The sequence below is a fragment of the Lactococcus muris genome (assembly GCF_042849115.1).
Classification (GTDB): domain Bacteria; phylum Bacillota; class Bacilli; order Lactobacillales; family Streptococcaceae; genus Lactococcus; species Lactococcus muris.
The window spans coordinates 17,279-34,831 of record NZ_BAAFQO010000012.1 but is presented as its reverse complement, the minus strand read 5'-3'; the positions used below and the strand labels follow the sequence as shown (position 1 = coordinate 34,831).

Sequence of the window (17,553 nt, the reverse complement as noted above, 5' to 3'; positions counted from 1 at the left end):
TCTGTGTTAAGTCTATTTATTTTTGTAATTCACTCCAAAACTCATCCGTTAGCTCATGGATGGACGGTTTTTGTTTTACTTGAGTAATATGCTTTTTCTCTTTTAAATCTTTGAGAATATTTTTTAGTTTTTGCCGTGAGATTCCGATACCTACGGCAATATCTGCATCCGTAAGAACATCTAAACTATCATACATTCGAACTTGTGCTAGAGGGTAGATAACTGAACGTTCATCATTAGTTTGTTCAAGTTTTTGAATATTCTTCTGCAAGGTATCAAGCTTGCTCTCCCATTCTTTCAAAGCACTTAAAATTTTCTCTTGAGCCTTAAGTAAAATATCAAACATATCCAAAATAAAAGATGTTGCTTCACCTGCATTTTTGGGATGAGAAGTTTCCTGAAAAGCTTTATAATACTTATTCTTATTTTCTAAAATAGCTACAGATACTCCGATTGCAGATAAATAATCTAACTTTCGAGCGAGGTAAGAGCAAAGTATAAAACGTCCAATTCTTCCATTTCCATCATAAAAGAGGTGAGTATTTTCAAAATAAAAATGACTAATAAATGCCTTTTCAAAGGTCGGTATATCATCCTGATTCATAAACTTCACGAGATGAGCAAGACGTTTTTTTATGATTTCTTGCCCTTCTGCTCCTTGGTGGACTTTTTTGCCCGTCCTTTGGTCAACGATAAATACAGGTTCACTCCTAAAAAGCTCTCCCGTGCTCAATTTATCCTCTTCAGCAACTTCATCTTTGAGTAAATTTTCATAGATTTCTCTTATATCTTCAATTGTTGTAATCTGACTAAATTTAGATTTTCTAAAATTCATGTATTGATAGACAAGACTTTTAAATCTTTTATCTTCTTGAGATTTTTCAAGAATAACACTAATGGCATCACGTATTTCTTTTCGCGTACTTTGAACGCCCTCAATATCATTGGAGGCTTTAATCTCTTCAACAAGTAGATGATAAAAGATATTCTTTTTCGTAATCTCAGGCAAACTGTTCATAAGTTTATCAATTTGTCGTGAATTTTCGTTAAGCTTGTCTTTGAGTAACGATGTCTGAGGAAGGACGAGAAAGAAAAGTTCCATCTCTTCTTTTAATAAAAGTTCTTGTTTCGTATCAAAAGCTTGAAAGAAAAGCCCTGTGAATACACTACTTTCACTTTCTTTTCTTTTTTCCACAATCATCGGATAGTTTTCAAAGTCATTATAGCTTATCGCACGTAAGGTCGAATATGTTTTCATCAATTCCTCCTCATCTCTATTTGATAAAATATAAAATAGCAAACGATGTTGGTGCTTCGCTTGCTATTATAGTTTTTGTAAATGTTTTAGTTTGTAGGTTGGTGAATGATGAGAGCGGGGCGGACGCCTCCATGGGAATTAGAACCTGTCATGGTCGAACGACCAAATAACGCACCCTCACTGATCCCCCATGCATGACCATCAGGCGTAGGGGTACGAAGCTGCCACCAACGAGCATCGGCAGCTTCACGAGCTCTATGAGTGGGAAAAGGACCTGCAGCAGTTGATAAACGAACAACATCCGCAAAAGAAAGAGCAAAAGCTCGTTGTGTTGTCCCTCCAACAACCGTTCTGTCTCCTCTAACAGCATCAAATCTGTTATCATTCCATTGTAGAGGTAACCAACGTACACCCCCTGCTGTCCAAGGTGAAGCATCTAACTCTGAAATACTTGGCACGTTATTTGGCATAACTACTGGACGAACTATGGCTTGAACTGTATCATCAAGCCCGCCATACCAAGAAGCAAGTGCTACCTCTTGGTTAGAAAAATGAACATTACGGAGAGCATCATTTCGAATAATCATATGGTCTCCATTACCCATATCCTCAAGATAACGATATTGCTCACCTGCCATCGTAAAGATACGTCCTGGTCTCATGGTAGAGAAGTTAAATTCAGAAGGTGCACTACTCTCATTTGGTGCGGGATTTGGTCCATCATCAAACATCACTCCGTTATTAATTCCTGTCAGAAATTCTGCCAGTAATACATGATTGTTTCCGCCATCATTGAGAAACTCATTTCTTTGATCCGGACTTATCAGCTCGCTTTCAACATTGATGGCATAGTAAGAAAAACCGTTAAAGACCGTCTCTTCGATAGCATCCGTCATCACAGCGGCATCAAGTAGGTAAGAGGTTGCTTCCCCAGGTTCTAGACGATTGGCCCAGTAAGCCCAGCCTGTTTGCTGGTCAATGACCCAGAAATTACCGACTTTATTTTCATCTGGGAGAGTTTCCCATTGCTCTATCGTCATCGGGGCACGCTCTTGCTCGAGGTTTTGTGCTGTGGTTCGTGTCGCTGTTGCAGAGCCAGGCCATGTGATGCTTTGACTGCCGTTCGTGTAGCTTGTACCTGACGACCAGAAGCCATCTGTTCCCTCACCGGGATGAGTCGTCCCGTCGGTACTGCCATCTGTAGCTCCGCCACCTGCAATCCAGTCACGGGCATGTCCTGCGGCAGCTGTCCTCTGATCTAAGTTATCATGGTTAAAAGTTGGGAGATACCAAGGTGCAGTTTGTCCCTCCCTGCTCCAGCCAAAGCTTAACTGAGAGTAGCGGTCAAAAGCATTGGACGCATTGTTATTGGCGCGGTCATTTATATCTGTAGCGCTTGGTATCCAGCGGGTCCAAGAGCCGACATTTTCACGACTGGTTCCACTCACTAAAGGTGTAAAATTATCTTCATTTCGTTGCCGAGTTTCCAGAAACTCGGACAGGCGGATACGTGCCATGATTGGACGCTCGCCATAATTTTCGATAAAGACGTCCTTGTTTTCCGTGTCTCGGTTATAGTAATCGTGGACACGTCCGCCGACATTGACATTGTGTTCACGCTCACGGTCATTGATAGCCTGTTGCTCAAAAGAGCGGAAGGCAAAGGTTCCACCGACAAGCAAGGTGAGTCCTAAAACTGCTATAACACCCAGTTTTCTTTTTTGTTCCTTATTCATTTATTTTTCCTCATACTTCCATTTTGATTTAAACATGACGTGAAAAATCAAAAACGATTATTTTTTGATTTTTCACTAATGCAGTGCTTAGGCAAGGTCCCATAGGACTTGCCGTCTAGCATTAGTGCCTTTAGGCACAATAGCTAGCAGCACAGCAAAAAACGCCCTTTATCCAGGACGTATTGGTGTATGCGAAAAAAGACGGAAATCTACCGCTTGCTTAGCTGCTCTGCTCTGCTCTGCTCTGCTCTGCTCTGCTCTGCTCTGCTCTGCTCTGCTCTGCTCTGCTCTGCTCTGCTCTGCTGTCTGATTATAGGTCATTGCTTTTACCTCGTCAAGAGTTTCGTTATCTCCCTGTAAACTAAATAACATTCGTATGATATAATTATAATTTTTTTCTTATCAAAATCAAAACGATATCAGAATAGAAAAAGAGGCTGATCAGCCTCTTCTCTTATTTTATGGTTCTTTAGGGCACTACTTCATCATGAGCTTCAACGCGGCTTTAATATACTCTTCACTGGTCAGATCAACTTCTGCTTCAAGTTTCTTTTGAATCTTTTTGAGTTCTGTTGCCTTATAACCTAAAGCTTGCAAGGCTTCAATAGCTTCCGTCAGCGCAAGATTCTCATCCTTGGCTGTCGCCTTCACCATTTCCGCCGAAGCTCTTGCATCAAACTTACCTGCCAAATCCAGCACCATCTGCATCGCTGTCTTTTTACCAACCCCTGGGAACTTGGTCAAGTATTTGATATCACTACTGTCAATAGCATGAACCAGTCCTGTATTATCATCTGCTGCGATAATAGCTAAAGCTGACTTAGGACCGATACCCGATACACTAATTAAGCGCAAAAACAAGGATTTTTCTGCCTCATCAGTAAAACCATACAGGCTGTGTGCATCTTCGCGAATCACTTGATGGACATAGATTTTTACTTCTTGGTTCATCAGATTAGACCAGGCATAAGGATTGGCCACATTAATCAAATAGCCCACATGCGCAACATCTACTACAATGTAGGTCGGCGTGATTTTGACCAACTGGCCTTGAAAGTATTCATACATTAGTCTTCATCACTTTCTTTATTGATAAAATCCTGGATGATAAAACGCGGACGTGCCTTGACCTCAAGGAAAATCTTACCGATATATTCTCCGATAATCCCAAGAGCCAAAAGCTGAATCCCCCCCAGACCAATAATGGCCACAATGATAGAAGCCCAGCCTGTTGTAGGGAATCCCCCAGCAAAGTGGCGAATCACAACGTAGATGCCTGCAACAAAGGCCAGCATAAACATTGTCAAACCCGTCCAGAAGATAAAACGCATAGGCGTTGCAGATGTCGAAGTGATACCATCAATTGCAAAACTTATCATCTTTTTAAGCGGGTACTTACTTTCACCCGCAAAGCGCTCCCCACGTTTATAATAAACATTGGTTGACTTGTATCCCACGAGTGGTACCATGCCACGTAAAAAGAGATTAACCTCACCATATGCAGCCAAACCGTTCAAAGCTCGGCGACTCATAAGACGAAAATCTGCTGAGTTAGGTACTGACTCACTGCCTAACTTTTTCATCAAACCGTAAAAAGCAAGTGCCGTACGACGTTTAAAAGCTGTGTCTGTATCACGATTATCACGTACACCATAAACGACCTCATAACCTTTTTCATACTCTTCAAGCATCGCATCAATAGCATCAATATCATCTTGCAGATCCGCATCCATCGAAATTACAGCATCAGCTAAGTCTTTAACCTGCATCAAGCCCGCTAAAAGCGCATTTTGATGCCCTCTATTTCGCGAAAGATTAATCCCACTAAATATCGGATTTGCCGCATGTTTTTCTTGAATTTTTTCCCAAGTTTTATCACGTGAGCCATCATTAACATAAACAACACGACTCTTCTCATCGATTTTTCCGGCTGCTTTTAAAGCCCTATATTTTTCTTCAAGGCGACGAGATGTTTCATCAAGCACCAATTCCTCGTTATAACAAGGGACTACCATGTATAAAGTTGTCATTTTCCTATCCTATTTTTTAATTTAAATTTTTCCAGCTGGCTGCTTTGGAGAGATGTGCTTCTTGACGGCGACGGAACATTTTTTCCATATCCCCACTGTTAAAGTGAACAATCGTTGGACGTCCGTGCGCGCAAGAATATGGATTTTCACAAGTTGCCAGTTCTGCTACCAAAGCACGCGCTGACGCCGCATCCAAAGGATGATTAGCCTTAATTGAGCTCTTGCAAGCTACCATCGTTGCCAGTTCATGACGATATTTTTTAACTGAAAACTCTTTGGTCAAAAGAATCTCGTCAATCATCTCGTAAACTGTTTCTTCCAAATCACTTTCCTGAAGCCATGTGGGATGTTCCCTTAGGATTAGCTGATTTTCTCCGTACTCTTCGAGGAAGATACCCGCTTCTTCTAAAGCCCCTTTCCGATCTAAAAACATCAAGAAATCATGCTTTGGCAAGCTAAAGATGTAAGGCGCAAGCAGTATCTGCTGATCCATGCTCACCTCGCCAATTTTTTCACGCCAGTATTCATATTTAATACGTTCCTGGGCGGCATGTTGGTCAATGATATAAAGCCCATCCTCAGCCTGACAGAGTAAGTAAGTAGCGTGCAGTTGTGCCAAATATTCTAAATCTGGAAAGGCTTGCTTTCTTTCTGCTTTCTCTAAACTTTCTGCTGGCTTTTCCTCTCTTGGTGCTTCTTGTTCTTCAAAAATTGAACGTTCTACTACCTTTTCTGTTTCTGGCGGGGCTACAGGTTCAACTTGAGATAAGGTACTTTCCTCCCGAACCTGATGTGTATCAACAAAGAAATCTTGCCTCACTTTATCGTAGTAAAGATTAGCTGTCTTGTTCTCTGGCAATGTTTCTTGCCTGTCTTCATGTTTTACGAGACGGGAAGACAAATTTTCTAAAGCATCAGGAATTAACGTTTCCTCAACAAAAACGTTTTGAATAGCTTCTGTAATCAAACGCATCAGCTCACGCTCTTTAGATAAGCGAACTTCCTGCTTAGTAGGGTGAACATTAACATCAGCTAGCTGAGGATCAATCTCAATCGATAAGACAACGATCGGGAAGCGACCAACCATTAAACGATTCCCATAACCTTCAATGATTGCTCTATTAAGCAAAAAGTTCTTGATAAAGCGACCGTTTATCATCAAAGTAATATAATTACGGTTTGCGCGTGTAAGCTCTGGTAAACTCACATAACCCGAAATCCTAAAATCTAGGTCTTCCGCCTCAACTTTTAGCATCTTCTTCGCTGTGGGCAAACCATAGACACTCGCAATAACTTGGCGTAAATCACCATTTCCTGCCGTCTTCATCAATTCTCGCCCTTCGTTAATCAAGGCAAAAGAAACCTCAGGGTGAGCCATGCTTTGCCGATTAATCACATCCGTGATGTGGCTGAGTTCGGCTTGCAAGGAACGAATATATTTCAAACGAGCAGGCGTGTTATAAAAAAGATTTTGGACAGTAATTTTTGTGCCCTCTCGTTTTGCAATATCTTCCAGAGTATCCACTTTTCCACCATGACTCACCAAGCGCGTACCAGACTCTTCTCCAGTTACACTCGTTTCTATAGAAAACTCACTGACTGAAGCAATCGAGGGCATAGCTTCTCCGCGAAAACCCAAAGTACGAATCTTGAAAAGATCCGCCTTGTCTTTTATTTTACTTGTCGCATGGCGTTTCAAAGCCTTGGCTACATCCTCTTTTTCAATGCCAGAACCGTTATCAACAACCTCTATGAGACGTAAGCCACTCTCTTGAATTTTCACAATGATTCGTGAAGCCCCAGCATCGATTGAGTTTTCCACTAGCTCTTTTACAACGCTAGCAGGACGCTCGACAACTTCCCCAGCTGCTATTTGATTAGCCAGAGATTCATCAAGTTCGATTATTTTTCCCACTTATACAGGCCTCCTAACCAAGCAAATGCTATTTTTTATAGTCAGTATTATTATAGCATACTTTAAAGGACAAAAGTCTTTGTGTTTGGTCCTTTGGTAACAAAGAAAACCCCTCCGAAGATACACTGGAGAGGTCTTATTAGATATTTTATTTAGCTTAATATTGAAATTGATCAATACTACTAAATATTGCTGCACCAAGCATGATAAAGAAAAGTAGCATAAAGATTACGGCTGCAACACCGATAATAAAGGCGACTAAACCTGCACGATTCCAACCATCCATAATTTTACGAAATTCTTCTTCATCACGATAACGATTATCTGGATTTTGGAGTGCCCAACGCTCACCGTTGATACCAAAGACGATAGCCCAAGCAATACCAAAAATCCAGCCAATACCTGGCACAATAACTAGCAAGCTCAACAAGCCCAGGTAAGAACGATTGGCAATACCAAAGAAGACAGGCAGCGCCATTGCTCCCCAATTCCACTTAGTAGCTATTTTTGATTTCACTTGATTATCTGCCAAAAATGGCTCATCTGCATAAGTGCTTTGTGAATCTTGAGAGGGCTCAACACTTGTTCTTCCAGCAGCTGTTTCTACCGTTGGAACTTCTTCTTCCTCTTCTAAAACCACTTCAACCTGAGGTTCTTCTCTTGTTTCTTCCTCAACCTTCTCTAGTTCGTCCACCGTTGAGAGTACAAGCTCCTCTTGCTCATTTTCTGAGTTTTCTCTCTCACTCACTTCAGTATCGACTTCTTCTCTCTTATCTGTTATGGTTTCTGAGGCCTCTGTCGTTTCTAAGTCCTTAATTTCATCTTTTTCCATATCTCTCTCCTTATAAATTCAATCTATCCCTGTAATTCTACCATAAAAAAGCAAAATCTTACAAATCATCTCTGAGGTCCCACAAAAAGTTCAGGGCTTCCCGTGCAGTCATATTGTCCAAATTTATCTCTCTTAATCTTTCAATAATTTCTTGATGATTATCTTCAACTGGAAAAAGACTCAACTGCTCTTTTTCTTCCTCAGAGGCTTGACGCACAACCGGTTTGTTCTCCAGTTTTTGTAAGATGATGTCCGCACGCTCTAATAAGCGAGCCGGCAAACCTGCAATTTTGGCAACATGAATACCATACGATTTATCTGCTGGGCCTTCTGCTATTTTGTGCAAGAAAGTCACATCTCCCCCCTTCTCCAAGGTCGCAACATGAACATTCTCTAACCCCTCAAGGCTCCCAGATAAATCTGTTAACTCGTGGTAGTGTGTAGCAAAAAGCGTCTTCGCATGAATATTGTCATGAATGTACTCAATAATCGCCTGAGCGAGAGCCATCCCGTCATATGTTGCTGTCCCACGTCCAAGCTCATCAAAAATAATCAAGGAATGCGCCGTAGCATGCTGAATCGCATGATTAGCTTCCATCATCTCAACCATAAAAGTGGATTCACCCGAGATCAAATTATCACTTGCTCCGATGCGCGTAAAAATTGCATCAAAAACAGGGAGCTCAGCCAACTCTGCTGGGACAAATGAACCTATTTGTGCCATAATCACAATCATTGCAAATTGCCGCATATAGGTCGATTTCCCCGACATGTTTGGTCCTGTGATAAGCTGGATAGCTGTTTCTTCAGGAAGCTTGATATCATTGGGGACATATTCTTGTGCACCAAGAACACTCTCAACAACTGGATGACGACCATTAACAATATTCACTTGACGCTCTTGTGTAAAAACCGGACGGACATACTGGTATTTTTCAGCAATTGTTGCCAAACTTTGTAGACAGTCAATGCTCGCAATGGCTTTCGCCACTTTTTGTAAACGTGAAATATACTGCTCTGTTTCTGTACGGACTTGCGCAAAGAGATCATATTCTAAAACGCTTGATTTTTCACGCGCTTCCAACATTATTTCTTCAATTTCAGCCAATTCTTTTGAACCAAAGCGCTCTGAATTTTTCAACGTGGCTTTTCGGTAAAAGTATTCTGGAACACTGGCCAGTTGACTTTGAGTAACATGGAAATAGTAACCGTCTTTGCGATTAAAGTCAATACGTAACGTTGAGATACCTGTTTTTTCCTTTTCTTTGGCTTCAAGTTCTGCTATCCAAGAAGTCCCGTTTGCGAGGGCTTCCCTGTATTTATCCAGTTGTTCATTATAGCCCGTCTTAATCACACCACCTTCAGTAATCACACGCTGTGCCGATTCATCAATGGCATTATGTATGAGACGGATAAGCTCTGGGATTTCATCCAGCTGGGAAATCAGTGGTTCTAGGGCTGAATTCTTCATAGCCAACAGGACATTTTTAATCCCTGGGATATTTGACAGAGAGTTTTCTAACTGCAAGTAATCAACTGGAAGAACTTTACCAAAAGACACGCGGGATGCAAGACGTTCTAAGTCATACACCCCCTTAAGAGCCTCAATCAAATCCGCACGTTCAAAGAAATTGTCCAAAAAGAGCTGCACAATATCCGCACGTTTTGTGATTTCACTGGAGGAAATCAAAGGACGCTCTAGCCAACTACGAAGCAAACGTGTTCCCATGGCTGTCTTAGTCGCATCAAGCAACCAATAAAGCGTCCCATGTTTCTTTCCTTCACGTTTATTTGTTGTTAACTCAAGAGAAGACTTTGTCGCAAAATCCATCTGTAGGAAATCTTTTATTTCATAATGCTCAACTTCTTGCAAATGACTCAAATCTCGTAACTGTGTACGCTTGACATAAGCCAAGAGCTTGGAAGCGACTTGATTTTCAAGCCTTGAAAGTGACGAATGGATATCCTCAAAGTCAAATTGCTCAGAAACCATCAGATTCATTTGCTTCTCAAAGATTTGTCTATCATCAGCCTTTAACGCGTAACCCACCACGATCTCACGCGCTTTGAGCGAGGAAATTTCACTCAAAGTTGTCGAGAAATCTGAAAGTTGGGTTGCTTTAAATTCTCCCGTTGATAAATCCATGTAAGCCAGGGCATACTTTTCATCTCCCTTGTCAAGAGCGACTAAAAAATTATTGTCTGTTGTTTGCCCGACATCAACAGCCGTTCCTGGTGTGATAACTTGCGTTACGGCACGTTTAACAATACCCACCGCAGTTTTAGGATCTTCCACTTGCTCGGCAACAGCAACCTTATGTCCCAGACTGACTAATTGCTCAATATAATGATCTGCTGAATGATAGGGCACACCAGCCATTGGGATAGGATTTTCTGCATTCTTATTCCGCGAGGTGAGAGAAAGTTCTAAAATTTGCGCTGCATTTACCGCATCTTCATAAAAAAGTTCATAAAAATCTCCCATACGAAAGAGCAAGAAAGCATCTGGATAATCAGCTTTGATATCAAGATATTGCTGCATTCCTGGTGAAATTTTTTCAGCCATGTTATTCTTCTTTCCTTTGAAAATTCTTTATTTCCATTATAACATACGGATTAAGGGCAAAGCTAAAACAAAAAAAGGCCCTGAAGACCTTTATTTTAAATATTCATCTTTCCAAAGCCTCATTGACTTTTCTTTCTATTTCTCCTGTAACGTATTGCAAAAGGGCATCAACAGGCTGCATTTTTAGGAGATAATCCTCGACTAATGGTTCATTTTTCAAGGATTCATGTATACTTTGTGCGGTACTCGAAGTTTCTCTAAAGGCCTGTTTTTTACCTATTTTTTGATAGAGAACAGCTTCTTTCTGTAACTCTTTCATTTTCTTTTGCTGCTCAAAAAGTCCCTTTTCTGCCTGTAGGGCTGTTTCAGCTTTTTGAAAGCTCTTTACATAATCCAAGTCAAGAATTTGAGCAATCAATTTTTCTTTGCTTGTTTTATAGGGCATCTTCAATCTCCAAAGCCAAATCACGAGCTGCCTGTTCATCTTTACAGATTAAAAGTAGGGTATCTGCACCGGCTAAGGTTCCTAAAATCTCGGGACGCTTTTCATCATCAAAAGCATTAGCTAAAAGATCTGCCTCCCCCAAGTGCGTGTGTACAACCACATTAACACTGGCAAAGGAGACTTTTAAAACAAAATTGCTAAAATATTGTTGCAATAAGGATTGTGAAGGTGCATTGAGCTCTGTTAAAAAAACATAAAAGCTCTTCCCTCCCTCACGCTTTTTTATGATGTGTAACTCACGAATGTCACGCGATAAGCTTGCCTGAGTAATCTTTACCCCTTTTGACTCCAAAACACTTTGTAATTCTTCTTGTGTCGCAATCTGATTTTCAGAGATAATCTGTTTAATTAAGTCTAATCGTTCTTCTCTTTTCATGCACCTATTATAGCATAAAAATACTCAACAAAATATAAGGAGAAGAACCTACAATATCAGCGCTCACCGCTTTTCTTTATTTCTCCCCCTTCTAAAATTGCATAAAAATACACAAAAACTTAAATTATTCTTTTTAACAGCCGAAAAAATTCATGGTTTTTCTAAAAAACATGCATGAAAACAAAAAAGCACTTCATCCTGTAATTCTTTGACTCATTCAACTTACATACCTTAAAAACACCACCTCAAGCACTATACTTTTTTATTTCTATTATGGTATAATTATTCTATGAATGAAAAACTATTAGCAGCAAAATCTTTGTTCACCGCCCTTGACGGTGCGCTTGAACTTGAACAAATCGAAAATTTGCTTGAAAAACCAAAATCATCAGAAATGGGAGATATCGCATTTCCAGCTTTCAGTTTAGCAAAGTCCATGCGTAAAGCTCCACAAGTTATTGCTGGTGAAATCGCTGAGAACGTTGATGCTACTGGCTTTGATAAAGTAGTTGCTACTGGTCCTTACGTGAACTTCTTCCTTGACAAGAAAGCTGTTGCTACAGCAGTCATCAATGAAGTCATCACTGAAAAAGAAGACTATGGTGACCAAAACATCGGCCACGGTGCTAATGTTCCTATTGACATGTCAGCTCCAAATATCGCGAAACCTTTCTCTATTGGGCACTTGCGTTCAACAGTTATTGGGGATTCGCTTTCAAAAATTTACGAAAAGATTGGTTACAACACCATCAAGATTAATCACTTGGGGGACTGGGGTAAACAATTTGGTCTCCTAATCACAGCCTATAAAAAATATGGTGATGAAGCAACAATTACCGCAAATCCTATTGACGAGCTGCTGAAACTCTATGTCCAAATTAATGCCGAAGCAAAAGAAGATCCTTCTGTTGACGAAGAAGGTCGTGCTTGGTTTCTTAAAATGGAACAAGGGGACGAGGAAGCCCTCCGCATCTGGAAATGGTTCTCTGATGTCAGCTTGATTGAGTTTAACCGCATCTATGGAAAATTAGGTATTGACTTTGACCATTTTACAGGCGAATCTTTCTACTCTGACAAGATGGATGCTGTAGTCGAAGACCTAGAATCCAAAGGGCTCATGTATGAGTCCAAGGGAGCCATGGTAGTTGACCTTGAAAAATACAATCTTAATCCAGCTTTGATTAAGAAAACTGATGGTGCAACATTGTATATCACACGTGATTTAGCAACTGCAATGTATCGTAAAGCAACTTTCGACTTTGTGAAATCACTTTATGTCGTTGGTGGCGAGCAGCAAAACCACTTCAAGCAGTTGAAGGCGGTACTTAAAGAAGCTGGTTATGACTGGTCTGACGACATGACCCACGTTTCTTTCGGTATGGTTACTCAAGGCGGGAAAAAATTCTCAACACGTAAAGGGCATGTAGTTAAACTCGAAACTGCTCTTGACGAAGCCGTTGAACGTGCACTCAAACAAATCAATGATAAAAATCCTGATTTGCCAAACAAAGAACAGGTTGCACAACAAGTTGGAGTTGGCGCTGTGAAGTTCTACGACTTGAAAGCTGATCGTAACAATGGCTATGACTTTAATCTTGAGGACATGGTTTCATTTGAAGGTGAAACAGGTCCGTATGTTCAATATGCCTATGCACGTATCTGTTCAATCTTGCGTAAAGCCAACTATGTCCCAAGCCAAGTTAGTATTGAAGACATTCCTTCAGAAGCTTGGGAAATCGTTAAATTACTCCAAGACTTTGGTAACGTTGTTAAGCGTGCAGCTGACAAATATGAACCTTCTATTATCGCGAAATACTCTATCTCATTGGCACAGGCTTTCAATAAGTACTATGCTCATGTGCGTATTCTCGAGGAAAACGAGGGACTTCAAGCACGTTTAGCGCTTGCTAGCGCTACTGCTATCGTCTTAAAAGAAGCTTTGCGTCTGCTTGGTGTTGAAGCGCCGGAGGAGATGTAAGGTTTAAAACTTTCAAAATTACAAAATAATTTTAAAATGAGCTGAGAATAGCATCAAAATCTTTTGGCTCATTTTTTGCGTGTATTTTATTACTCATACTGTAAAAACATTTAGCTGTTTTTCTTTTTTGATAAAATCAAGCTGGGATTTTTTTATAAACATCCAAAAAATAATAATCACAAAGAGAAGTAATGATGTCTAACTTTAACCCCATATCACCAACTAAATTTAAACGTTATCGGAAAAAATTCAATCACTTTGTAGAATCGTCAGCAAAAAACTTCCGAGAAAATACAACGAAAACGAAAAAAGTTTTGCTCATTGGTGCTGCAGTACTTAGCCTCAGCATGCCTGTAGGCTACTATATCCATGCTAATGCTCTAAATGAAGCACGTAACCATCTTATTCAAGCAGAAGAAGCCCTCAATCAAAATAAACAGGGTTATGTTTCAAAAGAAACAACAGAAGCTATTTCGAGAGAAACTGCTGATACAGCTAAAATAAAAGAAATTTGGCTTCATCCTCAAAAAATAGAGAAAGAAGCACAAGCTTTAGAAGCACTGTCTAAGAAAGCCGCTACAGAAAGTCAAAGCATTGAAGAGCTCCTTCAGCAAGCTCAAACGCTATCAACGGATAAAAATATTTCACCAACAGACAAAAAACTGCTTGAAAGTTATCAAAAACAAGCCAACTCTTATCAAAATTTTTCAGATTATAAATCAAAATTTGAAGAAGAAATGTTCTTGGTCGAGGCACATAATTCTCGCACAGAAGCATTAAATTTAGCAGAAGAAACTCTTAAAGACAAGGATTTACCAAAAGAAAATCGGAATGAATTAGATAAACTCGTCAAAAGTACAAAAGCTGCAAAAAAATCTGATGCAATCAAAGACTTAGCAAATGAATTAACCGAAAAAGTTAGCACTGCAAAGTTGCGTATTCAAGAAGTTAAGGAAGCATGCGCCCTCAAAAACGCCAAGGATAAAGCCCAAGAAAATATTTCAACAGCTGAAAAACTACAAGCTTCAGTCTATACGGAAGCAACAGATAAGACCGAATTGCAAAAGCTTGTCAAAGCTGTCAACCAAGCGAAGACATCTAAAGCTGTAGAAAAGGCCAACTCTGATTTAGCAACCTACTTAACAGGTGCTAAGCAAAGAGAAAGTAAAGCAGCTGAGCAAGCCGCACAGAAAGCCGAAGCAAAACGTCAAGCAGAGGAAAAAGCTGCACAAGAGGCTGCAAGAAAAGCACAAAACGAAATAAATTCAGCAAACAGTGCTCCAGTAACTTCTGGCGGCTGGACAACGGCGGCACCAGGAATGGTTTTCTATCGTAGTAACTCTAACAAATACTATCGCATGGTGAAAAAACCTGGAAATTACACCTATATGACCATTGGAGAAGCGCAAGGACTCAATGCAACACCTGGACATAGCAATGGTTCTGCAAAAAACTAAAGTAAGAAAGCTCTTTTCCACTTTTCTAAGCTCTAAAAAGCTAAGCGCAATCCCCAAATGACTCAAAAAAAATCCACTGGCGCAACCTCACTGTCCAGTGGATTTTTAATAGTTTTTACTTATTCGGTCTTACGCCTTCTGGCCACCAAAGTTTAATCAGCGCTTGTGTGCCGTCGTTTTCATAACCTTCCTCTGCTAAACGGTCATAAAGTTTCTTCGCCCCTGCTGTAGCAGGAAGTTCAATCCCCATTTTTTCAGCCTCAGATAGAGCAATCCCCAAATCTTTAATAAAATGCTTAACAAAGAAACCCGCACTAAAGTCCTCACGTAAAATACGCGGCGCATAGTTAGTCATTGACCAAGTGGCTGCAGAGCCGCCTCCTACTGTTTGAAGGACTTTTTCTACATCTAAACCTGCTTTATCTGCATAAACCATCAGTTCTGTCATAGCTGTCATCGTTCCAGCAATGGCAATTTGATTGGCCATTTTAGTATGTTGGCCCGCTCCTGCTGCACCTTGTCGTGTGATGGTTTTTCCGATAGTTTCAAAATAAGGCAAGAGGTGCGCATAGGCTTCTTCATCACCACCTACCATAATCGTCAAGTTGGCGTTCTTTGCCCCAATGTCTCCTCCTGATACTGGTGCATCTAAAGCCGAAGCTCCCGCTTCTTTTGCAGCCTGATAAATCTCTTGTGCCAAAGCTGGCTCTGATGTTGTCATATCTACCAAAAACATGCCTTGTATATCCGCCTTAAATACTCCTTTTTCGCCGAAGTAAATTTCGCGAACATCTTGCGGATAGCCCACAATAGAAAAAACAATATCGGCTGCTTCCGCAATCTCTTGGGGTGTCGCGCAGTAAGTTGCTCCACGCGCTACTAAATCATCTGTTTTTGCTTTTGTCCTGTTATAGACGAACAGTTCATTGCCTGCATCGAGCAGGTGACCTGCCATTGCTGCGCCCATTACTCCTGTACCGATAAATCCGATTTTTGCCATGATTTCTCCTTTATTTGTTCAATCTTCTTTGCCTTGCTGCTGTTCGACGTAAGGTTTTTATTTTTTGGTTGCGATAATCTTCCAACTTATAGCTTTTCAGCAATTTTTCAATCCCGACACGCGTTAAGCCTACTTCCTCTCCTATATTAGCAAGCCCACGTAGAGGATTGGCATCAATCAAGTCCTGTAGTTCTTCTTTTGTCAGTCTTCTCACCATATCTTCACCTCTTAAACAAAAAAATCCCGCCCAAGCGAGATTGTAACTGATTATGGGGGAGAGGGGATTTGAACCCCCACGCCCTTGCGAGCACATGCACCTGAAGCATGCGTGTCTGCCATTCCACCACTCCCCCAGCACTACCTATGATACCAGTTTCAATAGTGTTTTGCAAGAAATAGCTTACACGCCTGTGTGTCCTAAAAAAATCGCTAAAACCAGTACTGCAAGTACCATCATCGTGATAAAAATATACATTTTATCACCCTCTTTTGCGAAGGCAAAAATAGAGGCCAGCACACGAAGTATAGGAGTCAAAATCAAAAGAAAGAGACCAGCCATAAGCCAGGCAAAGGCTTTAAATTCAACAAGTCCCCTTGCAATTTCTGACAAGCCCCGTGGATAAGTCGTCCCTGGATAACCAGAATATCCTGTGAAAACAAACATCACCAAACCAATAATGATAACCGCCGAGCTAACAAATACACCCGCCCTTAAAATCTTTCCTATTCTGAGTTCAATCTCAAGTAATTTTTCTTTTTCTTCCGTCATAAACCAAGTCCTTTGAGTATCATTTGTAGGGCCATAAGACCAATTACAGGGATAAATATCAAGCGAATCGTCCGAGCAGGCAAATGTGGCATGATGCGCGAACCAATGGCTGCACCGGCTACGATACCTATAGCTAAAGGCCCTGCTAAGGAAGGATTAATGTAACCATTAAAAAAGTAGACCGTCGCTGAAGCTGCCGCAGTTACTCCAATCATGAGATTTGAGGTTGCCGTTGACGGTTTGAGTGGCATCTTCATCATTGTATCCATTGCCAAAACCTTAAATGCCCCTGAACCTATACCTAAAAGACCAGAAGCTATTCCTGCACCAAACATAATGGAAGCTCCCTCTGGAACCTTTTCCACTTGATACACGACTTCTTTTCCTGTTTGCTTATCAAAGTAAGAGGAATTTAGCTTCATCTTTTCTGCCCACTTGTCTGAGGTGACATTTTGCAAGACTTTCTCACCTTGATGTAGCTTGCGCCACATATTGTAGGCTTGAAAAATCAATAAACAAGCAAAAAGGATATTTAATACCGCAGCATTAAACAAGCCGGCCAAAATCGCCCCCAGTAATCCGCCAATCGTGGTAAAAATTTCCAAGAACATGGCGACCCGAACATTGACCAGATCATCCTTTAAATAAGAAATGGCAGCGCCTGAACTTGTAGCGATAACGGCGACAATACTCGCCCCAATCGCATATTTTATATCAACACCAAAAAAGGAAGTGATAATGGGTGTAATAATAATTCCACCGCCGAGACCTAAAACACTTCCTACAATACCAGCAACTACGCCAAGTAAAAGCATGGAGAATGTAAAAGTTAATAAAGACATAGCTCTATTTTATCACTTTAACTCAAAAGAATCTCAGCTCAAAGGTTCGCCACTCAATTGTGATATAATTTTCTTAGTAGTAAATTTTTCTAATATAAGGGAATCGTTATGAATCGCAAAGAGCTTGAAAAGAGACTCCAAAAAGAATTAAACTTGCCTTTTTATCGTGCTAAAATTGCTGAACGTGACTATACAGAAGCTGAATATCAGGATATCAAGGCACAGCTGAGCAAAGACTATCTGGACTATGTTGATACCTATATCGACTATGCTGAAAATGATGTTTGAC

17 protein-coding genes and 1 tRNA gene are annotated in these 17,553 nt (G+C 40.6%); 3 read left to right on the top strand and 15 right to left on the bottom strand.

Features of this window, described 5'->3' with window-relative positions:
- Positions 1 to 16 precede the first annotated feature (16 nt).
- The 10 genes from ACGHCK_RS08030 to argR form a co-directional block, all read right to left on the bottom strand.
- Positions 17 to 1,258, bottom strand: coding sequence for a Fic family protein (locus ACGHCK_RS08030; RefSeq protein ID WP_271328205.1), 1,242 nt, complete (start codon positions 1,256 to 1,258; stop codon positions 17 to 19).
- Positions 1,259 to 1,344: 86 nt separating this feature from the next.
- Positions 1,345 to 2,994, bottom strand: a complete 1,650-nt coding sequence (locus ACGHCK_RS08025) for a hypothetical protein (RefSeq protein ID WP_251422935.1) — start codon at positions 2,992 to 2,994, stop codon at positions 1,345 to 1,347.
- Positions 2,995 to 3,162: 168 nt separating this feature from the next.
- Positions 3,163 to 3,366: an adenine methyltransferase gene (locus tag ACGHCK_RS08020; protein ID WP_394304524.1), complete on the bottom strand. Its 204-nt coding sequence runs from the start codon at positions 3,364 to 3,366 to the stop codon at positions 3,163 to 3,165.
- Positions 3,367 to 3,471: 105 nt separating this feature from the next.
- A complete protein-coding gene (ruvA, locus tag ACGHCK_RS08015; RefSeq protein WP_251422938.1) occupies positions 3,472 to 4,062 on the bottom strand; it encodes a Holliday junction branch migration protein RuvA in 591 nt (196 codons plus the stop codon).
- Positions 4,062 to 5,024, bottom strand: coding sequence for a glycosyltransferase (locus ACGHCK_RS08010; protein WP_251422941.1), 963 nt, complete (start codon positions 5,022 to 5,024; stop codon positions 4,062 to 4,064). Before ACGHCK_RS08010 ends, ruvA begins: the two co-directional genes overlap by 1 nt.
- A 16-nt stretch (positions 5,025 to 5,040) precedes the next feature.
- Complete coding sequence (gene mutL / locus ACGHCK_RS08005) at positions 5,041 to 6,939, bottom strand: DNA mismatch repair endonuclease MutL (RefSeq protein WP_251422944.1); 1,899 nt, start codon at positions 6,937 to 6,939, stop codon at positions 5,041 to 5,043.
- A 157-nt stretch (positions 6,940 to 7,096) separates the two neighbouring features.
- Positions 7,097 to 7,771, bottom strand: a complete 675-nt coding sequence (locus tag ACGHCK_RS08000; RefSeq protein ID WP_202230333.1) for a hypothetical protein — start codon at positions 7,769 to 7,771, stop codon at positions 7,097 to 7,099.
- 58 nt (positions 7,772 to 7,829) lie between these two features.
- A complete protein-coding gene (gene mutS / locus ACGHCK_RS07995; RefSeq protein WP_251422960.1) occupies positions 7,830 to 10,337 on the bottom strand; it encodes a DNA mismatch repair protein MutS in 2,508 nt (835 codons plus the stop codon).
- A 103-nt stretch (positions 10,338 to 10,440) separates the two neighbouring features.
- Positions 10,441 to 10,782 carry a YlbF family regulator gene (locus ACGHCK_RS07990; RefSeq protein WP_202230335.1) on the bottom strand — a complete coding sequence of 114 codons (342 nt, stop codon included), beginning with the start codon at positions 10,780 to 10,782 and terminating at the stop codon, positions 10,441 to 10,443.
- Positions 10,772 to 11,218, bottom strand: a complete 447-nt coding sequence (argR, locus tag ACGHCK_RS07985; protein WP_202230336.1) for an arginine repressor — start codon at positions 11,216 to 11,218, stop codon at positions 10,772 to 10,774. The genes ACGHCK_RS07990 and argR overlap by 11 nt, the downstream gene beginning before the upstream one ends.
- Positions 11,219 to 11,507: 289 nt before the next feature.
- On the opposite strand from argR, the gene argS reads away from it, so the two are divergent.
- Positions 11,508 to 13,196 (top strand): arginine--tRNA ligase, encoded by a 1,689-nt coding sequence (gene argS, locus ACGHCK_RS07980; RefSeq protein WP_251422963.1) that lies wholly within the window; start codon positions 11,508 to 11,510, stop codon positions 13,194 to 13,196.
- 191 nt (positions 13,197 to 13,387) lie between these two features.
- Positions 13,388 to 14,653 (top strand): hypothetical protein, encoded by a 1,266-nt coding sequence (locus tag ACGHCK_RS07975; RefSeq protein ID WP_271328206.1) that lies wholly within the window; start codon positions 13,388 to 13,390, stop codon positions 14,651 to 14,653.
- A 115-nt stretch (positions 14,654 to 14,768) separates the two neighbouring features.
- Here ACGHCK_RS07975 and ACGHCK_RS07970 read toward each other — a convergent pair whose 3' ends face one another.
- The 5 genes from ACGHCK_RS07970 to ACGHCK_RS07950 all read right to left on the bottom strand — a co-directional run bounded on the left by ACGHCK_RS07970 (position 14,769) and on the right by ACGHCK_RS07950 (position 17,264).
- Complete coding sequence (locus ACGHCK_RS07970; protein WP_251422969.1) at positions 14,769 to 15,653, bottom strand: NAD(P)-dependent oxidoreductase; 885 nt, start codon at positions 15,651 to 15,653, stop codon at positions 14,769 to 14,771.
- A 10-nt stretch (positions 15,654 to 15,663) separates the two neighbouring features.
- Positions 15,664 to 15,870 carry a hypothetical protein gene (locus ACGHCK_RS07965; RefSeq protein ID WP_202230340.1) on the bottom strand — a complete coding sequence of 69 codons (207 nt, stop codon included), beginning with the start codon at positions 15,868 to 15,870 and terminating at the stop codon, positions 15,664 to 15,666.
- A 53-nt stretch (positions 15,871 to 15,923) separates the two neighbouring features.
- A tRNA-Leu gene (locus tag ACGHCK_RS07960) sits at positions 15,924 to 16,006 on the bottom strand.
- Between the two features lie 47 nt (positions 16,007 to 16,053).
- Entirely contained in the window at positions 16,054 to 16,422 is a 369-nt protein-coding gene (locus tag ACGHCK_RS07955) for a DUF1634 domain-containing protein (RefSeq protein WP_202230341.1), read from the bottom strand.
- Positions 16,419 to 17,264 carry a sulfite exporter TauE/SafE family protein gene (locus ACGHCK_RS07950; RefSeq protein WP_202230342.1) on the bottom strand — a complete coding sequence of 282 codons (846 nt, stop codon included), beginning with the start codon at positions 17,262 to 17,264 and terminating at the stop codon, positions 16,419 to 16,421. The genes ACGHCK_RS07955 and ACGHCK_RS07950 overlap by 4 nt, the downstream gene beginning before the upstream one ends.
- Before the next feature lie 108 nt (positions 17,265 to 17,372).
- Here ACGHCK_RS07950 and ACGHCK_RS07945 point away from each other — a divergent pair, with 108 nt between their 5' ends.
- Positions 17,373 to 17,552, top strand: coding sequence for a hypothetical protein (locus tag ACGHCK_RS07945; RefSeq protein WP_202230343.1), 180 nt, complete (start codon positions 17,373 to 17,375; stop codon positions 17,550 to 17,552).
- Position 17,553 lies beyond the last annotated feature (1 nt).